Origin of the sequence: Sulfitobacter sp. 1A12056 (assembly GCF_043558125.1) — a bacterium.
In the GTDB taxonomy this organism is placed as follows: Bacteria; Pseudomonadota; Alphaproteobacteria; order Rhodobacterales; family Rhodobacteraceae; genus Sulfitobacter; species Sulfitobacter faviae.
In genome coordinates this window covers 144134-162984 of record NZ_JBIFFY010000006.1, presented here as the reverse complement: position 1 = coordinate 162984, position 18851 = coordinate 144134, and the positions used below count along the sequence as shown (strand labels likewise).

Annotated in this window: 15 protein-coding genes; 7 read left to right on the top strand and 8 right to left on the bottom strand. The window is 61.7% G+C overall.

The genetic code is table 11. The annotated features are described in order from the left end of the window. Positions 1-24 precede the first annotated feature (24 nt). Entirely contained in the window at positions 25-1185 is a 1161-nt protein-coding gene (gene carA / locus ACGYLD_RS12885) for a glutamine-hydrolyzing carbamoyl-phosphate synthase small subunit (protein ID WP_271693360.1), read from the bottom strand. Between the two features lie 194 nt (positions 1186-1379). Here carA and ACGYLD_RS12880 point away from each other — a divergent pair, with 194 nt between their 5' ends. Further along, positions 1380-1838, top strand: a complete 459-nt coding sequence (locus tag ACGYLD_RS12880) for a GatB/YqeY domain-containing protein (protein WP_067262660.1) — start codon at positions 1380-1382, stop codon at positions 1836-1838. A gap of 525 nt (positions 1839-2363) precedes the next feature. On the opposite strand, the gene ACGYLD_RS12875 is transcribed toward ACGYLD_RS12880, so the two are convergent. The 5 genes from ACGYLD_RS12875 to ACGYLD_RS12855 all read right to left on the bottom strand — a co-directional run bounded on the left by ACGYLD_RS12875 (position 2364) and on the right by ACGYLD_RS12855 (position 8911). Then, entirely contained in the window at positions 2364-2846 is a 483-nt protein-coding gene (locus tag ACGYLD_RS12875) for a DUF2244 domain-containing protein (protein WP_271693361.1), read from the bottom strand. Between the two features lie 79 nt (positions 2847-2925). After that, a complete protein-coding gene (locus ACGYLD_RS12870) occupies positions 2926-3300 on the bottom strand; it encodes a VOC family protein (protein WP_271693362.1) in 375 nt (124 codons plus the stop codon). Positions 3301-3349: 49 nt separating this feature from the next. Next, on the bottom strand, positions 3350-6790 hold the full coding sequence (locus ACGYLD_RS12865; RefSeq protein ID WP_276154035.1) for a pyruvate carboxylase: 3441 nt from the start codon (positions 6788-6790) through the stop codon (positions 3350-3352). Positions 6791-6891: 101 nt separating this feature from the next. Continuing rightward, positions 6892-8040: an alpha-hydroxy acid oxidase gene (locus ACGYLD_RS12860; protein WP_271693364.1), complete on the bottom strand. Its 1149-nt coding sequence runs from the start codon at positions 8038-8040 to the stop codon at positions 6892-6894. A gap of 97 nt (positions 8041-8137) precedes the next feature. Continuing rightward, a complete protein-coding gene (locus tag ACGYLD_RS12855; protein WP_168611980.1) occupies positions 8138-8911 on the bottom strand; it encodes a hypothetical protein in 774 nt (257 codons plus the stop codon). Positions 8912-9105: 194 nt separating this feature from the next. Between ACGYLD_RS12855 and ACGYLD_RS12850 the strand changes: the two genes are divergently transcribed. Then, a complete protein-coding gene (locus ACGYLD_RS12850; RefSeq protein WP_394402760.1) occupies positions 9106-11523 on the top strand; it encodes an ATP-dependent helicase in 2418 nt (805 codons plus the stop codon). A gap of 238 nt (positions 11524-11761) precedes the next feature. On the opposite strand, the gene ACGYLD_RS12845 is transcribed toward ACGYLD_RS12850, so the two are convergent. Beyond that, complete coding sequence (locus tag ACGYLD_RS12845) at positions 11762-11965, bottom strand: DUF1127 domain-containing protein (protein ID WP_271693367.1); 204 nt, start codon at positions 11963-11965, stop codon at positions 11762-11764. Between the two features lie 610 nt (positions 11966-12575). Here ACGYLD_RS12845 and ACGYLD_RS12840 point away from each other — a divergent pair. Continuing rightward, complete coding sequence (locus ACGYLD_RS12840; RefSeq protein WP_271693368.1) at positions 12576-13640, top strand: Mrp/NBP35 family ATP-binding protein; 1065 nt, start codon at positions 12576-12578, stop codon at positions 13638-13640. An 18-nt stretch (positions 13641-13658) separates the two neighbouring features. On the opposite strand, the gene ACGYLD_RS12835 is transcribed toward ACGYLD_RS12840, so the two are convergent. Continuing rightward, the gene (locus ACGYLD_RS12835) at positions 13659-14426 is read right to left on the bottom strand and encodes a hypothetical protein (RefSeq protein ID WP_271693369.1); all 768 of its coding nucleotides are present in this window, start codon (positions 14424-14426) and stop codon (positions 13659-13661) included. 777 nt (positions 14427-15203) lie between these two features. Between ACGYLD_RS12835 and mraZ the strand changes: the two genes are divergently transcribed. From mraZ to ACGYLD_RS12815, 4 genes are read left to right on the top strand one after another with little or no spacing between them, the layout of a single operon-like run. Then, a complete protein-coding gene (gene mraZ, locus ACGYLD_RS12830; RefSeq protein WP_082851962.1) occupies positions 15204-15695 on the top strand; it encodes a division/cell wall cluster transcriptional repressor MraZ in 492 nt (163 codons plus the stop codon). A 4-nt stretch (positions 15696-15699) separates the two neighbouring features. Further along, positions 15700-16683 (top strand): 16S rRNA (cytosine(1402)-N(4))-methyltransferase RsmH, encoded by a 984-nt coding sequence (gene rsmH / locus ACGYLD_RS12825; protein ID WP_271693370.1) that lies wholly within the window; start codon positions 15700-15702, stop codon positions 16681-16683. Between the two features lie 3 nt (positions 16684-16686). Beyond that, a complete protein-coding gene (locus ACGYLD_RS12820) occupies positions 16687-17061 on the top strand; it encodes a cell division protein FtsL (RefSeq protein ID WP_271693371.1) in 375 nt (124 codons plus the stop codon). Next, positions 17058-18845, top strand: coding sequence for a penicillin-binding protein 2 (locus ACGYLD_RS12815; protein ID WP_271693372.1), 1788 nt, complete (start codon positions 17058-17060; stop codon positions 18843-18845). Before ACGYLD_RS12820 ends, ACGYLD_RS12815 begins: the two co-directional genes overlap by 4 nt. The last annotated feature ends 6 nt before the right edge of the window (positions 18846-18851 follow it).

The window sequence follows — 18851 nt, the reverse complement described above, 5'->3', positions numbered from 1 at the left end:
TGCAATCAGTGCATGTAGAAAGTTTTACGCGCTGCGCTCGGCCATCGCTTCGCTAAACCGTTCGAACAGGTAGTAGCTGTCTTGCGGGCCGGGGCTGGCTTCGGGGTGGTGCTGGACCGACCAAATCGGGCGGCCATCGACGCGGATGCCACAGTTCGACCCGTCAAAGAGCGAGACATGCGTCTCGCGCACGCCCTCGGGCAGAGATTGCCCGTCGACAGCGAAACCGTGGTTCATCGAGGTGATCTCGACCTTGCCGGTGTCGTAATCCTTGACCGGGTGGTTGGCGCCGTGATGGCCGTGGCTCATCTTAACGGTGGTCGCCCCAAGCGCTAGCGCAAGCATCTGGTGGCCAAGGCAAATGCCAAAGACCGGCAGATCGGTCTTGTCCAAAACCTCGCGGATCATCGGCACGGCATAGGCGCCCGTCGCCGCCGGATCGCCGGGACCGTTGGAGAGGAAGACGCCATCGGGCTCATGGGCCATGATGTCGTCATAGGTCGCGGTGGCGGGCAGCACGGTGACATCGCAGCCCGCAGAGGCGAGGCAGCGCAGGATGTTGCGTTTCGCGCCATAGTCCACGGCGACGACCTTGTGCTTGGCTTCTGTTTGCGGCGCGTAGCCGTCGGGCCATGCCCACCGCATCTCGTTCCAGCGATAGGTCTGGGCGCAGGTCACGTCCTTGGCCAGATCCATCCCTTCGAGCCCGGCAAAATCGCGCGCGGCGGCGACCAGCGCTTCGATGTCGAAGTTACCATCCGGGTCGTGGGCGAGGGCGGCGTGCGGCGCACCTTGCTGGCGGATTGCGCGGGTCAGGCGGCGGGTGTCGACACCGCCGATGGCGATGCGCCCGCGCGACGCCAGCCAATCCGACAGCGGCTGAATGTTGCGCCAGCTGCTGGGCGTGGTGGGCATCCATTTGACGACCATGCCCGCAGCGACCGGATCGCCCGTCTCATCATCTTCGGGATTGGTGCCCACATTGCCGATATGCGGGAAGGTGAAGGTCACGATCTGGCCCGCATAGGACGGGTCGGTCATGATCTCTTGGTAGCCGGTCATCGCGGTGTTGAAGCACAACTCCGCTACGGTCTGGCCGGTCGCGCCAAACCCCATGCCGTAGAAAATCGATCCATCCGCAAGGGCAAGGCAGGCGGTTGGGCGTGGGCGAGCGGGCGCGGACATGGGGCAGTCTCCGGGCAGAAAGGGGCGGGTAAACGGGTGGCAACCTAATCCCGCGCGGGCGCGGGGTCAATAGGCGGAGGGAAATGAGATATCGTTTCAGAACAGGGGTTTACCTATGGTCGCCCCCCATTGCTCCGCAGCGAGAGAGCCGCTAAGCTGCGACCCTTGGATTTAGCGAAACACAGGAAACCACCATGTCATTGCGGATGCGCATCTCGGATGCTTTGAAACAGGCCATGAAAGACAAGGCGGCGGACCGGCTTTCGACGCTGCGGCTTATCAACGCCGCGATCAAGGACAAGGACATCGCCGCCCGGGCCAATGGCAAGGATGAGGGCGTGTCGGATGCCGAGGTGCTGGGCATCCTCAGCAAAATGGCCAAACAGCGTCAGGAATCGGCGCGCGCCTATGAAGAGGGCGGGCGGCTGGACCTTGCGGAGCGCGAGCGCGAGGAGGTCGAGGTGATCGAAGAATTCCTGCCAAGGCAGCTCAGCGTCACCGAAACCGCCGCCGCCGTGGATAAGGCCGTGGCCGATGTCGGTGCGACCTCGATCCGCGACATGGGCAAGGTTATGGGGCTGCTGAAAGAGCGTTATACCGGCCAAATGGATTTCGGCGCAGTGGGCCCGGTTATCAAAGACCGCCTGAGCTGAGCCGCGCTTAAGTTGAAAAAAAACAGAGGGCTGGGCCGCAAGGTCTGGCCCTTTTTAGACATGCTGGTAATTTCCAAATGGTAGAAAAATTTGACTATCAAATGACAAATCGTTCGCCAAGAATCTCTTCATCGTTGCAGGAAACTGGAGATAAACATTGGCAAGAGATAGATAAAATGTGACAATCTTCGAAGTCAATCCATAGGAGAAAATGATGGGCAAAGGACAAGGGAACGGTGGAGGATGGCCCAGTCAAACAGGCAATCCATCTGGTGGTGGCCGCTCAAATGGACCTGCCGGGGGCGGAAAGGGCAAGTAGGCTTGTAAATGCTACTGGCTTCTCCCGTCCATCGGATCGGTAATTGTGAGGTTTTCGTACGAACGGTTGCTTAGCCCGCATTTTAGGAACCGAACGTCCTTGCAGATTTCTGTGAGAGCGTTTTTCAACTAAAATACAAGATGCTTCGGAGCCCACGTCAGTTCAGTACATCCGGTAGGATGCTGGGGCGCTGGGTTTGGCCCTTTTCAGTTCCGCAGATGCCGTGCCAGATCGTCGTAAAGCGCGATCCGCTCTTCTTCGCTGAGAAAGGCACCGATCTCAACCTCGCGGCCTTCGCCGCGTAGGGTGACGTAATGCGGCACGGGGCCGTCATCGTCGTATTTCTTCACTTGGGTCCAATAGCGGTTACAGTCCCAATCCTTGACCTCGCCCTTGGCGGTGGTGTGCACCAGCCGCGCCCTGGTGTCGTCGAGGGTCAGCACCTCTTCGATCTGGCGGGCGCGGTGATTGTGTTGCAAAGCCCAATAGACCGCCCCCAAGGCCAGAAGCACGAAGGGCAGCAGCCCCCAGAGCAGGGCGGTGCCGAGCATGGCGAAAAGCGGAATCATCGCCAGCGTAAAGCTGGCCAACATAAAGGCCGCAAAGCCGCGCGCGGGCAGGGATTGATGCGGCCAAAGGCGCATCTGCTGCGGGTTGGCACGGGGCGGGGTTGTCCATTCGTAGGGCATGGGATCGCTCAGGCTCAGTCAAGAGCCAAGATAGCGGTCGGCTGGGCAATGGCAATGCGGCGCGGAGCCGCGGGAGGGGTCAATCGCCCAGCAAATCCCAGCGGTTTCCGAAAGGATCGCGAAAAACGGCCACTTTGCCATAGGGCTCATGACGCGGTTCTTCTTCGAAGGTCACGCCCGCAGCGGTCAGGCGGTCAAATTCTGTCGCGAAATCCTCGACCTTCAAGAACAGCCAAACACGGCCCGCACCCTGATTGCCGATGGCGGCGCGCTGCGCCTCTCCGTCCGCGCGGGCCAGAACAAACCCCGTCTCAGCGCCCGGCGGGGTGACGCGGACCCAGCGTTTGCGGCCTTGGTCGACGTCCTCGGTCAGTTCGAACCCCATGACGCGGCAGTAAAAGGCGATGCCGGCGTCATAGTCGGGGACGATCAGGGTTATCGCAGAGAGATGCATCGGCTCGCTCCTTGTGGGGGCGCGGCAAGGGGCCGCGCCCGGGGGTGATTCACTCTAACTCTACGAGCAGGTCCTTCGCATCGATCTGGCCACCGGCCTGCACATGCACGGCCTTTACCACCGCATCGCGTTCCGCGTGAAGGCCCGTCTCCATCTTCATCGCTTCGATGGTCAAGATCAGGTCGCCCGCTTTGACCTGCTGGCCCGCCTTCACCCCAACGGAGGCCACGACCCCCGGCATCGGCGCGCCGATGTGATCGGGATTGGCCGCCTCGGCCTTGGGGCGCTGCACCGTGGCATCCTTGACCAGCCGGTTCGCCACACGGATCACCCGCGGCTGGCCGTTGAGTTCAAAGAAGACCTTCACCTCGCCATCCTCACCGGCCTCGGATTCGGCCTGAAGACGGATTTCCAAGGTTTTGCCGGGATCGATCTCGGCCGAGATCTCCGCCCCCGGTTCCATGCCGTAGAAGAAGGTATGCGTGGGCAGGGTGCGCACCGGGCCGTAGACGCGGTGGCGGCCCATGTAGTCGAGGAACACCTTGGGATACATCAGATAGCCGCAGAGGTCTTCGTCGTCGATCTGCATGCCGTCCAACTGCTCGGAAAGCTCCTTGCGCACGGCCTCCAAATCGACAGGTGCCAGATGTTTGCCGGGGCGTTCGGTGTTCGGCGTCTCGCCTTTCAGCACCTTCTTGACGATGCCCGCCGGGAAGCCATTCGGCGGCTGGCCGAGGTTGCCGCGCATCATGTCGATCACGCTGTCGGGGAAGGAGACATCGACATTCGGGTCTTCGACCTGCGCCCGGGTCAGCCCTTGGGAGACCATCATCAACGCCATGTCGCCCACGACTTTGGACGAGGGCGTGACCTTCACGATATCGCCGAACATCTGGTTCACGTCCGCATAGGTGCGCGCCACCTCGGGCCAGCGGTCCTCCAGCCCCATAGAGGCGGCCTGCGCTTTGAGGTTGGTGAACTGGCCGCCGGGCATTTCATGCAGGTAAACCTCGGAGGAGGGCGCCTGCATGCCGGTCTCGAAGGCGGCATAGTGGCCACGGACTTCTTCCCAATAATCAGAGATTTCGCGCACGGCTTTCATGTCGATCCCGGTGTCGCGGTCGGTATGTTGCAGGGCCGAGACCACGGTGCCGAGCGTCGCCTGAGAGGTGTTGCCCGAAAGCGCATCCATCGCGCAGTCGACCGCATCGACGCCCGCCTCAGAGGCCGCGAGGATGGTGGCCGTGGCACTGCCCGCCGTGTCATGGGTGTGGAAATGGATCGGCAGACCAACCTCGGATTTCAACGCCTTGACCAGCGCGCGGGCTTGGGCGGGTTTCAACAGGCCTGCCATGTCTTTCAGCCCCAGCACATGAGCGCCGGCGGCCTTCAGATCCTTGCCCATGTTGACGTAATACTGAAGGTCGTATTTCGCGCGGTCCGGGTCAAAGATGTCGCCCGTGTAGCAGATCGTGCCCTCGCAAATCTTGCCGGATTCGACGACCGCATCCATCGCCACGCGCATGTTCTCAACCCAGTTGAGACTGTCGAACACGCGGAACACGTCGACGCCGGTATTGGCCGCCGTGGCCACGAATTTCTGCACCACATTGTCGGGGTAATTGGTATAGCCCACCCCGTTGGAGGCGCGCAGCAGCATCTGGGTCATCACATTGGGCAGGGCCGCGCGCAGGTCGCGCAGGCGTTGCCACGGGCATTCCTGCAAGAAGCGATAGGCCACATCGAAAGTCGCCCCGCCCCAGCATTCGACCGAGAAGAGCTGCGGCAGATTGGCGGCATAGGCGGGGGCCACCTTGATCATATCAAGGCTGCGCATCCGCGTGGCCAAGAGCGACTGATGCGCATCGCGCATGGTGGTGTCGGTGATGAGCAGTTGCCGCTGTTGGCCCATCCACTCGGCCACGGCCTGGGGGCCCTTTTGTTCCAAGAGGTTACGCGTGCCCATCTGCGGCTCGCCACGCAGCGCGGGCGGCTTGGGATCGCGTACATGGGCGGCGGGCAGGGCATGGCCCTTGGTCTCTGGATGGCCGTTCACGGTGATGTCGGCGATATAGGTCAGCACCTTGGTCGCACGGTCGCGGCGTTGCTCGAACTGGAACAGTTCGGGCGTCTCGTCGATGAATTTGGTGGTGTATTCGTTGCTAAGAAACGTCGGGTGTTTCAGCAGGTTCTCGACAAAGGCGATGTTGGTGCTGACCCCGCGCACGCGGAATTCACGCAAGGCCCGGTCCATCCGCGCAATCGCCATCTCGGGCGTGGGCGCCTTGGCGGTGACCTTGGTCAGCAGGCTGTCGTAGTAGCGCGTGATCACCCCGCCCGCATAAGCCGTGCCGCCGTCAAGGCGGATGCCCATGCCGGTGGCCGAGCGGTAGGCGGTGATGCGGCCATAGTCGGGGATGAAATTGTTCTGCGGGTCTTCGGTGGTGACGCGGGTTTGCAGGGCGTGACCGGTGAGGGTGATGTCCTCTTGCCGCGCCTTGCCCGTCGCCTCGGCCAGCGGTTTGCCCTCGGCGATGAGGATCTGGGCGCGAACGATGTCGATGCCGGTGACCTCTTCGGTGACGGTATGTTCGACCTGTACGCGGGGGTTCACCTCGATGAAGTAGAAATTGCCGGTTTCCATATCCATCAGGAATTCGACGGTGCCCGCGCATTCATAGTTCACATGGGCGCAGATTTTGCGGCCCAATTCGCAGATTTCGGCGCGTTGCTCCTCGCTCAGATAGGGGGCGGGAGCGCGTTCGACGACCTTTTGGTTGCGGCGCTGGACCGAGCAGTCGCGTTCGTAAAGGTGGTAAATGTCGCTCTGTTTGTCACCGAGGATCTGCACTTCGACATGGCGGGCGCGCAAGATCATCTTCTCCAGATAGCCCTCGCCATTGCCGAAAGCGGCTTCGGCCTCGCGGCGCCCTTCGCGGACTTTTTCTTCCAATTCCTTTTCGGACATGATCGGCCGCATCCCGCGCCCGCCGCCGCCCCAAGAGGCTTTGAGCATCAGCGGGTAGCCGACCTCGGCCGCCTCGGCGCGGATCGCGTCCATGTCTTCGCCCAGCACTTCGGTGGCGGGGATGACCGGTACGCCCGCCGCCATCGCGACGCGACGGGCAGAGGCTTTGTCCCCCAAGGCGCGCATCGTCTCGGCCCGCGGGCCGATGAAGGTGATGCCGTTCTTCTCGCAGGCATCGACGAATTCCGGGTTTTCCGACAGCAGGCCATAGCCCGGATGGATGGCATCGGCACCCGCCGCTTTGGCCACGCGGATCATCTCGTCGATGCTGAGATAGGCCGCAACGGGGCCGAGGCCCTCACCGATGCGATAGGCCTCGTCCGCTTTGAAACGGTGCAGGCCCAGCTTGTCCTCCTCGGCGTAGACCGCGACCGTTTTCTTGCCCATCTCATTGGCGGCGCGCATGATGCGGATCGCGATCTCACCACGGTTCGCGATCAGGATCTTTTTAAAATCGGTCACTGGCTGGTCTCCCCTGCTGGTTTTAAAGGCAGCTTAGGGATGCTGCGGTGCAGCGCAAGAGGGCTGTGGCCGTCTTTGTCACATTTCTGCAAGCTTTCCGATCAGAGCGGCGATAGATCAAAGGGGGCGGGGAGGTCGCGCAGGTTTTGTGCGCCCAGCTGTCCCATATTGGCGGTCAGGTCGCGGGCAAGCACATCGATCAGGTGATCGACCCCGCGCGGCCCAAGGGCGGCGAGGGCAAAGTGGAAGGCCCGGCCCAGCATGACAAAATCCGCGCCGAGCGCGAAGGCACGCAGGATATCAAGGCCCGATTCCACGCCGCTGTCAAAGATCACCGGCAGTTTCGTGGCGGCACGAATGGCGGGCAGCGCCTCGGCGCTGGCGGGGGCCGCGTCGAACTGACGGCCTGCGTGGTTCGAGACCCAGATCGCATCGGCCCCGGCCTTTTCCATCTTCGTGGCGTCTTCGGGGCGCAGCACGCCTTTGATCACCAGCGGCCCTTCCCAGTGATCGCGCAGCCAATGCAAATAGTCCCAATCGGGCGCGGTGCGCAGCAGATAGCCCACATGCGCGGTCGGCGGCAGGTTCGCGGTGGCCGTGCCTTCGGTGTATTTGTCGAGCATTTTCATATGCGGCAGACCCCGACGGGCCATGCCCATGGCCCAAGCGGGGCGCATCGCGACCTGCGCCAGCAGCCGTGGGGTCAGTTTGGGCGGGCTGGTCAGGCCAGAACGGGTCTGCCGCTCACGGCGCGAGGCGACCGGCACGTCGACGGTCAGGACCAAAGTCGTGAAACCCGCAGCCTTGGCCCGTGCCAGCATATCGGTTCGAATTTCCGGGTCGCGCGGCGGGTAGAGTTGGAACCAACCATGCGCGCCCAGATGGGGCGCGACATCTTCCGGGCAGGTCGCGGCTACGGTGGACAGGCCGAAGGGGATGCCTGCGCGATCCGCCGCGCGGGCAAGATGGGCTTCGGCATCGGGCCAGATCAGGCCGGACATGCCCAAGGGGGACATGCCGAAGGGCAGGGGGAGCTTTTGCCCCATCAGATCAACGCTGAGATCAGGGGTGAATTCGCCGTGCAACACCGAAGGCATCAGTCCGACACGGTCCAGCGCCGCGCGGTTGCGGTGTTTGGTGGCCTCCGTCCCGGTGGCGGAATCAAGGTATTCCCAAACGAATTTCGGCAGGCGCGACTGCGCGCGGCTGCGAAGGTCCGAAAGGGCGGGGTAGGTTGCATGTAGGTCCATGGCGGCATTTGCGCCAAAGGGTTGCGGTTTGTCCAGATGGTGCGGCTGCGTCGGAGCCGGGGTGAGGGTGCTGCCGTCCGGGTGGGGCGCCGAGGCGCTACTGCCGAAAAACGGACCGGGCCAGCGGTGCGGCCTCGCTTACCTTTCGCACCGGAGGGGTCGGTAGGTTGTCGGCCATATCGACAAGCGCTGCGATGGCTGCTTCGATTTCGTCGCCTTCACTGGCGCTGGCGTCCTCCATGTCGATCAGATGCACGGTCGGATTGGCCTCAGCATCCAGACGTTCCTGCGCGATCGAGCGTAGCTCTTGCATGGTGCTGTCGATGGCGCGGCAGAGCCCGGCCAGCATCCCCGCCGATCCGGTAAGCTTCGCCGGATCGATCAGTCCCTTTTCGGCAGCATCCAGCACCGTCGAGATTTGTTCGAGTTTGAACGAAGATGTCGCCGCGAAATAGCGCACATCCTCGAAAGCGAGGGTATCGCGGTTGTCCCGTTGGACCCGCTCCACAACGATGGCGCTGCCCACCACCCGGTCAAGACCGCGGTAGGATTGCACATGATGCAACGTGGTGTCCCAAATGAGCGGCCCTCGTGGCATATGCAGCATCTCGCGATAGCGGATTTGCCCCGCGTTCGAGACGCAGCGCGCATAGCGTTCATTGACCGCCTCGGCCTCTTCATGGGGCATGAAACTGTGCAGGGGGCGGTTTATCACCTCACTCATCACCATGCCGCTGTGCGCCTCATGGGCGGTGTTGAGAGCCAAAAGTTCGAAATGCCCGCTGTCGGCGTTCAATTCCGCAATGAACATCGGCAGCTTGAACCGGTCAATCTCTCGGCGCAGTACCGAAGTATCATCGTTTCTGAACATGAGCGGTTCCTCTCGTTTATCGTTGTGTCAGCAGATTGCCGCCAAAGCATTATCAACGGGTAAAGATTTTCCCCGCATTTTAAATTCACCCGGTTTTGCCCGCAGCGGCGCCAAATCGGGACTTGAATATCTTTCGAAAGAACATTTGAGGAACGTCTCTTTATCTCGTACCCCGGACGCGCTAGATTGCGGGCATGAGTGATTTTGACGAAATGGACGCCTTTGAGGGCGCCTCCCTGTCCGCCCGCGCCATGGCCGCGCGTCCGCAGCCTTATCTGGATGGGTTGAACCCCGCCCAACGGGCCGCGGTCGAGACGTTGGATGGCCCCGTGCTGATGCTCGCCGGGGCGGGCACCGGCAAAACGCGGGCGTTGACGGCGCGAATCGTGCATCTGCTTAACACCGGGCGCGCGCGCCCGCATGAGGTTCTGGCGGTCACCTTCACCAATAAGGCCGCGCGCGAGATGAAGACCCGCGTGGGCCAGATGCTGGGCCAGCAGGTCGAGGGGATGCCATGGCTCGGCACCTTTCACGCGATCTGCGTCAAGCTGCTGCGGCGGCATGCGGAATTGGTGGGGCTGAAAAGCAATTTCACCATTCTCGATACGGATGACCAGTTGCGCCTGCTCAAACAATTGGTCGCCGCCGAAGGGATCGACGACAAGCGCTGGCCTGCGCGGATGCTGGCGGGGATCATCGACGGCTGGAAAAACCGCGCGCTGACCCCGGACAAAATCCCGAGCGCGGATGCCGGGGCATACAACCACCGCGGGCCGGAGATTTACGCGCAATATCAACGTCGTCTGGTCGAATTGAACGCGACCGATTTCGGCGATTTGCTGCTCCATATGGTGACGATTTTCCAGGCGCACCCGGATGTGTTGGCGCAGTATCAGCGTTGGTTCAAATACATCCTCGTTGACGAATATCAGGATACCAACGTGGCCCAATATCTGTGGCTGCGGCTTCTGGCGCAGGGGCACAAGAACATCTGCTGCGTGGGGGACGATGATCAGTCGATCTATGGCTGGCGCGGGGCTGAAGTGGGCAACATCCTGCGGTTTGAAACGGATTTTCCCGGCGCCCATGTGGTCAAGCTTGAGCAGAATTACCGCTCGACCCCGCATATCCTCGCCGCCGCCTCGGGCGTCATCGCGGGCAATGAGGGGCGCTTGGGCAAGACTCTCTGGACCGAAGAGACCGAGGGCGAAAAGGTCCGCCTGATCGGCCATTGGGATGGCGAGGAAGAGGCCCGTTGGATCGGGGATGAGATCGAATCCGCGCAGCGCGGCACGAGGGGGCTCGACCCCTTCTCGCTTGACGATATGGCGATTCTCGTCCGGGCGAGCCACCAGATGCGCGCTTTTGAGGACCGGTTTTTGACCATTGGCCTGCCTTATAAGGTGATTGGCGGCCCGCGATTCTATGAGCGTTTGGAAATCCGCGACGCCATGGCCTATTTCCGCGTGGTCACCAGCCCCGATGATGATCTGGCTTTCGAGCGGATTGTGAACACGCCCAAGCGGGGTTTGGGCGAAAAGGCGCAGCAGAAAATCCAGCGCACGGCGCGGGATCATGGGGTGAACCTTGTCGAAGGCGCACGAATCCTTCTCGCCCATGGCGGGATCAGCGGCAAAGGGGCGGCGCAACTACGGCTTTTGATCGACGGGATCGACCGTTGGTCATCCATGCTGCAGGGCCCGCGGATTGAGATCAGCGAGGACGACTCGGTGCTCGATGATGGTGCCGCACCGCTGCGGGTGGATTACGGCCCGCCTGAAGTGTCTCATGTCGAACTGGCCGAGATGATTCTCGACGAAAGCGGCTATACCGGCATGTGGCAGAATGACAAAACGCCCGAAGCGCCGGGGCGGCTGGAAAACCTCAAGGAACTCGTCAAAGCCTTGGAAGGGTTCGAGAACCTGCAAGGCTTCCTCGAACATGTCAGCCTGATCATGGATAATGAGCAGGAGGGCGATGGCGAGAAGGTCTCGATCATGACGCTGCACGCGGCCAAGGGTTTGGAATTCCCCATGGTTTTCCTGCCAGGCTGGGAAGATGGGCTGTTCCCCTCGCAGCGTTCGATGGATGAAAGCGGGATGAAAGGGCTCGAAGAAGAGCGGCGGCTGGCCTATGTCGGCATCACCCGGGCGGAGCGGATTTGCACCATCTCTTTTGCTGCCAATCGCCGGGTCTTTGGCCAATGGCAAAATGCGATGCCGTCGCGTTTCATTGATGAGCTGCCCGAAGAACATGTGGATGTGCTGACTCCGCCGGGGCTTTACGGCGGTGGCTTTGGCGCGGCCATGCCGCAATCGGACCTACATGACCGTGCCGCAAGCGCGAATGTCTATAATTCACCGGGCTGGAAACGCCTGCAATCGCGCAGCGGGGCGCGGGGCACCAGCCAGCCGCGCGAAAGCCGCAATGTCACGATCGACATGCAGGCGGTCGCCGCCTTTGAGATGGGTGAGCGTGTTTTCCACGATAAATTCGGCTATGGCGAAGTGATTGGCATCGAAGGTGACAAGATGGAAGTCGCCTTTGAGAAGGCCGGGACCAAAAAGGTCGTCTCGCGCTTCTTGACCGGCGGGAAAGACGTTCCCTTCTAAAAGCGTATCCTGGGGCGGGCTGCCAAAAGCCTGCCTGAACAAGACCTTACAAACAAAAACGACGACACCTTGGGAGGAAGGTGCCGCCGTTTCTATGTCGGCCCGAAGCGTCGAGGGAGGGTCGGCTTCGGGTCTCCTTGCGGGGTCCGCCTCATTCAGGGAGGAGGAAAGTGACGCGCACCCCGGCTTTCAGACGACAGAACAGGGAGGGGTTCTGACGTCCGATCTCTATTTCTACTTAGCCGCGGGAAGATTCCCATGCGACGCGGCGCAGTTCGGAACGGCTCAGACCAAGGTCGGCCAGTTCGCGGTTGCTCAACGCGCTCAGACCGTCGAAAGTTTCACGGTACAGACGGTGCTGTTTGTAGCGGGTTGCCAGTGCTTCGAATGCGCCGCCGATACGGGCGAAGACGGAAGTTGTGTTTGCGGTGGTTGTGTTCATGTAAGCCATTTCGGCGCCTCTTTTTTCATCTGTGGATCATCTCGTTGCCTGCTATTTACGCCCTTTCTGCATTTGCACAACGGGCATAAAGTCAATGCCGCTATGCAGAAAGCGCATAGGTTCTGAGTGGCGCAACTAATTGATAAAAAACGGTTTTGCCCGCGCGGCAAAAGGGCGCAGGGTCATAAAACTGTCATATATGGGGAGGGGGGGAAAGGGGCGACGACATCTGGGAGGAGGTAGATGTCGCCGCCAATAACAGACACATCCGGGAGGAGGATGGACGCGTCTGGTCTTTCCAAACTTGCCTGCATCCGGGAGGAGGAGTGGATGCATCCAAGTCTTGGTAAAATCAGACACATTCGGGAGGAGGAAGAATGTGTCTGGTCTTTCCGAAAGCGGGGCGCTTGGCCCTGCCTATGGACCTAAGTTAGCGCTAATTGCTGCGCGTGCACAATATTTCTTTTTGCAATGCTGCTATGCGGCAAAAACATGGTACCCCTGCGTAATCCTTGGGCATTGCGCCTCTTCCCTATGCAAAAAGGGCCGTCCCCTTGCGCTTGGCGCAGAACCTGCCATTTCAGAAGCCGTAATAGAGGAGAATTTGCGCATGTCTGTGACCAAAGCAGAAGTCGAAGCGGCGCTCGCGCGGGTGCAACTGCCCGACGGCAAGAGCCTGCTGTCCCATGATCTGGTCCGCGCGCTGGTGGTCGAAGGCGATAAGGTGCGATTCGTCATCGAAGCGCCCAATGCCGATGTGGCGCGGCAGATGGCACCGTTGCGCGACGCGGCAGAGCAGGTGGTCCGCGATCTGCCGGGGGTGGGTGATGTATCGGTCGCGCTGACCGCGCATGGCCCCGCACCGAAAGCGCCCAGTCTTAAGGTCGGCGGGCATCCCAAACCGCAAGAGGGGCCGATGAAACCCAGCGGCGTGAAGCGCATCCTCGCCATCGGCTCTGGCAAGGGCGGTGTGGGCAAATCTACCGTCAGTTCCAACCTCGCCGTGGCGCTGGCGCGGGCCGGGCGCAAGGTGGGGCTTCTGGATGCCGATATCTATGGTCCCAGCCAGCCGCGCATGATGGGGGTCAACAAGCGCCCCGCCAGCCCCGACGGCAAGACGATCATTCCCTTGCAGGCCCATGGCGTCACCATGATGTCGATCGGCTTCATGTTGGAAGAGGGCAAGGCCGTTGTCTGGCGTGGGCCGATGCTGATGGGCGCGCTGCAGCAGATGCTCGGGCAAGTGGAATGGGGTGAACTGGACGTGCTGCTTGTCGATCTGCCACCCGGCACCGGCGATGTGCAGCTGACGCTTTGCACCAAGTCCGAGCTTTCGGGCGCCATCGTGGTCAGCACGCCTCAGGACGTGGCGCTGATCGACGCGCGCAAGGCGCTCGACATGTTCGCCACGTTGAAAACCCCGGTGCTAGGATTGATCGAGAATATGTCGACATTCGTCTGCCCCGATTGTGGCTCTCAGCATGAGATCTTTGGCCAAGGCGGTGTGGCGGCGGAGGCCGAGAAGATGGGCGTGCCGCTTTTGGGCAGCCTGCCGATTGATCTCGATACCCGTTTGGCCGGGGACAGCGGCACACCGGTCGCCGCGGGCGAGGGGCCGATGGCCGATGCCTATGCCCGGCTCGCGAAGGGCTTGATCGACGGTGGTATGGCCTGACGGGGGCGGCGCGGGCGGTTAGCCCAGCTCGCGCCCTTCGATCAGGTGGCCGTAAAGTGTGGTCAGCATCGAGACGAAAACCAGCCCCTCTATAAGGTAGAGCAGGGAATCTAGCATCAGCCGCAGGCCGGGGTCGGCGGGCAGCAACATGCTGGCGATCACGCCGAGTAGCGTGTTCACCACCGCCAGCAATACGGCCAGCGCCCAAAGCGTGCCGGCCAAAGGCTCGGTCGCGCGCCAGCTGTCGCGGACCGACATGACGTGGCCCAGAGCGGCGGCGGGCAGCACGAGGCTGAGCCGCAGCGCCAGCCAAAGAAAGGCCACCCCCGCCACCAGCCCGATCAACAGCAGTGCCGCCGGGCTCGATCCGGTCAGCCCGCCCAAGAGTAGCATGGCAAGGCCGATGGGGATGGCCGCGAGAAACTGCACGAAACCCAAAACGATGGCCCGCCAGACATAGGCCCAGAACAGCCCCATGCCCGGGCGCAGGGCGCTTCCCTCGTGATCAAGCAAGACATAGCGGTGCCAGAGGATGGCCATCAGCGCATAGCCAAGGATGCCCGCCAGCCCGCAGGCGATCAGGATCAGAAGTTGACCCGCAGGCGGCGGGGCGGCGTTCTCGATCACCTGATCCATGGCCCCAAGCGCATCCCCCGCCAGCAAGCCCGCTGCAGCGGCGGCCCCCATCACCCAAAGCACCGCAGGCAGGATCACCCGCAGCGTGGTTGAGGGCGCGTGAAACAGCATGTTCAGCGCGTGGGTAAATAGAGCCGTGGCTTGGATCATGATGCACTCCCTCCGTTTCGCGCCATTACATGCCGTGCGTGGGCCGAAAGGACAAGATACCGCTGTCGGGAGGAGCTGCGCGGCTGGGAAAGCATGGGCCGCTGGGAGGTCATGGGAAAAGTCGCGGGAATGCATGGGAAGTCTGGGAAATCATGGGCGCCCCTTGCTTCATTGGGGGTCTTGCCCGATTCGCAGCCACGGGAATTGGCGTGCAATTCGAATGCTCTGCGCGCATTCTGCGGAACAGGCAACGAACATGCCCTGTGGATAACTATGTGAGCAAATTTTAGTGGGAAACTGTGGGATATTGTGCAGGTCGCAATTCGTTAACAAGATATAGTGTTCTGGACTTAGATGATCCCAAATTAAGCCACGCCGCGCCCGAAAAGTTATACCAGATGTTGTTCTCACAGCCTGTGCAAAACAAAATATTGGGCGGAAATCCAAAAAATATCTAGACGCCCATCAATTCCCATGGCATCCCTTATGCATCGGATGAGAACGGGACACGGGGCAGCAAACGACCCCAAAATAAATCAAAACCTAGCAGGTTTCATACAGGCACCTCGCTTTCATCAGACCAAAGAGATCCGGCGCGCGAGCGAGCAGACATCCCCCCAGGTGGCGCGCGCAGTCGGACTTCCCCCGCCAAGCTGCGGGACGTGGGCGGCGGGTTGATCAGTGGCAGCAGATCAACCCGCCGTTTCCATTTCCGGGGCAGGGGATTGAGGCGAATAAAGAGTTTAAGCGCAAAGGCGCAAGAGGCAGGGACAACAAGTGAGCCGCAGGTTCAGAGGCGAAAGCCACCACAAAGTCGATACGAAGGGGCGGGTGTCTATCCCAGCCTCTTTTCGGCGTGTGTTGGAGGCTGGCGACCCGAACTGGAAGAACGGCGACAATCCCGAGCTGGTCATCGTCTATGGCGATCACCGCCGCAACTACCTTGAATGCTATACCATGGAAGCCATCGAAGAGGTCGACGCCAAGATCGACCGCATGCCGCGCGGCTCCATGCAGCGCAAGGCGCTTCAGCGTCTGTTCCACGGTCAGTCTTTCCCCACGACGGTAGATGAGACAGGCCGTTTGGTGCTGCCCGCCAAGCTGCGCAACAAGATCGAACTCAACGGCGAGGCGTTCTTTATCGCCGCCGGTGACACCTTCCAAATCTGGAAGCCCGAAACCTATGAGACCGAGGAAGAGGCGTGGCAGCAGGAACTGCCCGACGATGTCGATCCGCTCTCGTTCCTTGATGGTGATATGGAGATCTGAGGGAATGGTTGCTGCCTCTGACCCTTCCGCCCCTCACACCCCTGTTCTGCTGCGCCCGATCCTATCTGCCGTGGCGCCCGTAGAGGGGGTCTGGCTGGATGGCACCTTTGGCGCGGGCGGCTACACCCGTGGCTTGCTTGAGGCCGGGGCCGCGCGTGTGGTGGCCGTCGACCGCGATCCGCTGGCCTTTGAGATGGCGGCGGCATGGGCCGGGGACTATGGCGATCGGATCACCATGCAGCAGGGCGTCTTTTCGCGCATGGATGAATATGCCCAAGACCTCGATGGTGTGGTGCTGGATCTTGGGGTTTCCTCCATGCAGCTCGATCAGGCGGAGCGTGGCTTTTCTTTCATGAAAGATGGCCCGCTCGACATGCGGATGAGCCAGGATGGCCCCTCGGCTGCCGATCTGGTCAACGAGGCCGAGGAAGCGGTGATCGCCAATATCCTTTTTCAATACGGTGAAGAGCGCGCCTCGCGCCGGATCGCCAAGGCGATTGTCCGTGCCCGCGAAGAAGCGCCGATCACCACCACGCTGGAATTGGCCAAACTCGTCGAAGGCTGCCTGCCACGGTCCAAGCCCGGCCAGAGCCACCCCGCAACCCGCAGTTTCCAAGCCCTGAGGATCGCGGTGAACAATGAATATGGCGAACTCTTTCAAGGTCTTATGGCCGCCGAGCGGGCGTTGAAGGCGGGCGGGAAACTGGCGGTGGTGACCTTTCATTCGGTCGAGGACCGCATGGTCAAACGCTTCCTCACCGCGCGTGCCGGGGCCGGGGGCAATGCCAACCGTTTCGCCCCCGCGCTTGAGCAGGCGCCGCCGCAGTTCACGCTGAAATCCCGCAAGGCGATTGGCCCCGACGCGCAGGAATTGAAAGAGAACCCGCGCAGCCGGTCGGCCAAGCTGCGGGTCGCCACGCGCACCGACGCGCCCAGTGGTGAGATTGACGCGAAAACCATCGGCATGCCGATGGTCAGGGGGATCTGAGTGATGCGCACGGTGATGTATATCCTCACCACCATTGCCGTGGTTGGATTGGCCTTCTGGGCCTACCGCGAGAACTACGCGACCCAGCAGGCGCTGAGCGATGCCGACAGGCTGCATGCCAATATCCGCGCCGCCCACGCCCGTCTGGCCGTGCTGCGCGCCGAATGGGCCTTTCAGAACCGCCCGGACCGGCTGCGCGATCTGGCGGATCTGAACTTTGACCGTCTGGGCCTGTTGCCGCTGCATCCCGGCCAGTTTGGTCAGGTCGATCAAGTCGCCTATCCGCCCCAGCCCTTGCTGCCGATCACCGATCCTGTGGATGTCTCGACGATGAATTACGAGGCGCTGAACGGTCTTTTCGAGGAGAAGGTTGAATGATCCGCACCCCGCTGCGCCCGCTGGCCCGCATCCTCGAGGCCCGCGAGAAGGGGGAAAACCCCGACGCGATCGAACGTGAGAACAAGCGCATCCGCCACGAGCAGATGCGCGACAAGGCGCGGATGCGCGCCGAGGGGCGGCTTCTGGTGCTGGGGGTCTGTTTTCTTTGTGCTTTCACCGTGATCGGCGGACGCATGGGGCTGCTGGCCATGTCGGAACCGTCTGAGCCGCGCGGCCATGCGCCGGGGGCCGTGATCTCGGCCTCGCGTGCGGATATCACGGACCGGAACGGCAACCTTCTGGCCACCAATTTCGAGACCCATGCGCTCTATGCGCAGCCGCGCCACATGATCGACCCGGAGATAGCCGCGAAAAAGCTGGTCAAAATTTTTCCCGATCTGAAAGAAGAACGCCTGATTAAGGATTTCACAGGCAAGCGCAAGTTCCTGTGGATCAAGAAGAAAATAAGCCCCGAACAGATGCAGGCCGTGCATGATATCGGCGATCCGGGGCTCTTGTTCGCGCCGCGCGACATGCGTCTTTACCCCAACGGCTCGCTTGCAGCCCATGTGCTGGGCGGGGCGAGCTATGGCAAGGAAGGCGTCCATGCCGCCGAGGTGATCGGCGTGGCGGGGGCCGAGAAGTATTTCGACGACTATCTGCGCGACCCGGCCAATGGCAACAAACCGCTAGAGCTGTCGCTCGACCTCACCGTGCAGGCCGCGGCGGAGCGGGTGCTTTATGGCGGCATGAAGCTGATGAACGCCAAGGGCGCCACAAGCATTCTGATGGACGTGCACACGGGCGAGGTGATCTCGGTCGCCTCCCTGCCGGACTTCGACCCCAACAACCGGCCCCGGCCTTTGACCCAAGGCGATGCCTCGGACAGCCCGCTGTTCAACCGCGCGGTGCAGGGGGTCTATGAACTGGGCTCGACCTTCAAGATTTTCGCAGCGGCACAGGCGGTGGAACTGGGGCTGTTCAACGCCGACACGATCATCGACACCTCCGGCCCGATGAAGGTTGGTGGCTTCCGCATCGGTGAATTCCGCAACAAGAACTACGGCAAGCTGAGCGTTGCCGACATCATCGTGCATTCCTCGAACCGGGGCACGGGCCGGATGGCGCTGGAAATCGGTATCGAACGGCAGCAGGAGTTCCTCAAAAGCCTCGGTTTCTTTGAGCCGACCCCCTTTGAGATCGTTGAAGCTTCGGGCGGCAAGCCGCTCTTGCCAAGCCGCTGGACCGAGCTGTCGAGCGTGACGATCTCCTACGGCCACGGGTTGTCGAGCACGCCGATGCACCTTGCGGCGGGCTATGCCGCCATCGCCAATGGCGGGCGCGCGGTAAAACCCACGTTGCTGAAGCAATCCGCCCCCCAACTCGGCCCCCGCGTCATGTCCGAAGAGACCGCCGCGCAGGCGCGGATGATGCTGCGCAAGGTGGTGACCGATGGCACGGCCAGCTTTGCCGAGGTGCCGGGCTATCAGATCGCGGGCAAGACCGGCACCGCCGACAAGCCCAAGCCCACGGGCGGCTATTACGACGACAAGGTGATCAACACTTTCGCCAGCATCTTTCCCATCGATGACCCGAAATATGTGCTGATCGTCACCTTGGACGAACCGGTGGAAACCTCGGGCCCGAAACCGCGCCGCACGGCGGGTTGGACAGCCGTGCCCGTAGCCGCTGAGATGGTCCGCCGCATCGCGCCTTTGCTGGGGCTGCGCCCCGCTGTTGAACCGATCAACGACGCTGTGCTAACGCTGACCAGCAGCAACTGAAAAGAC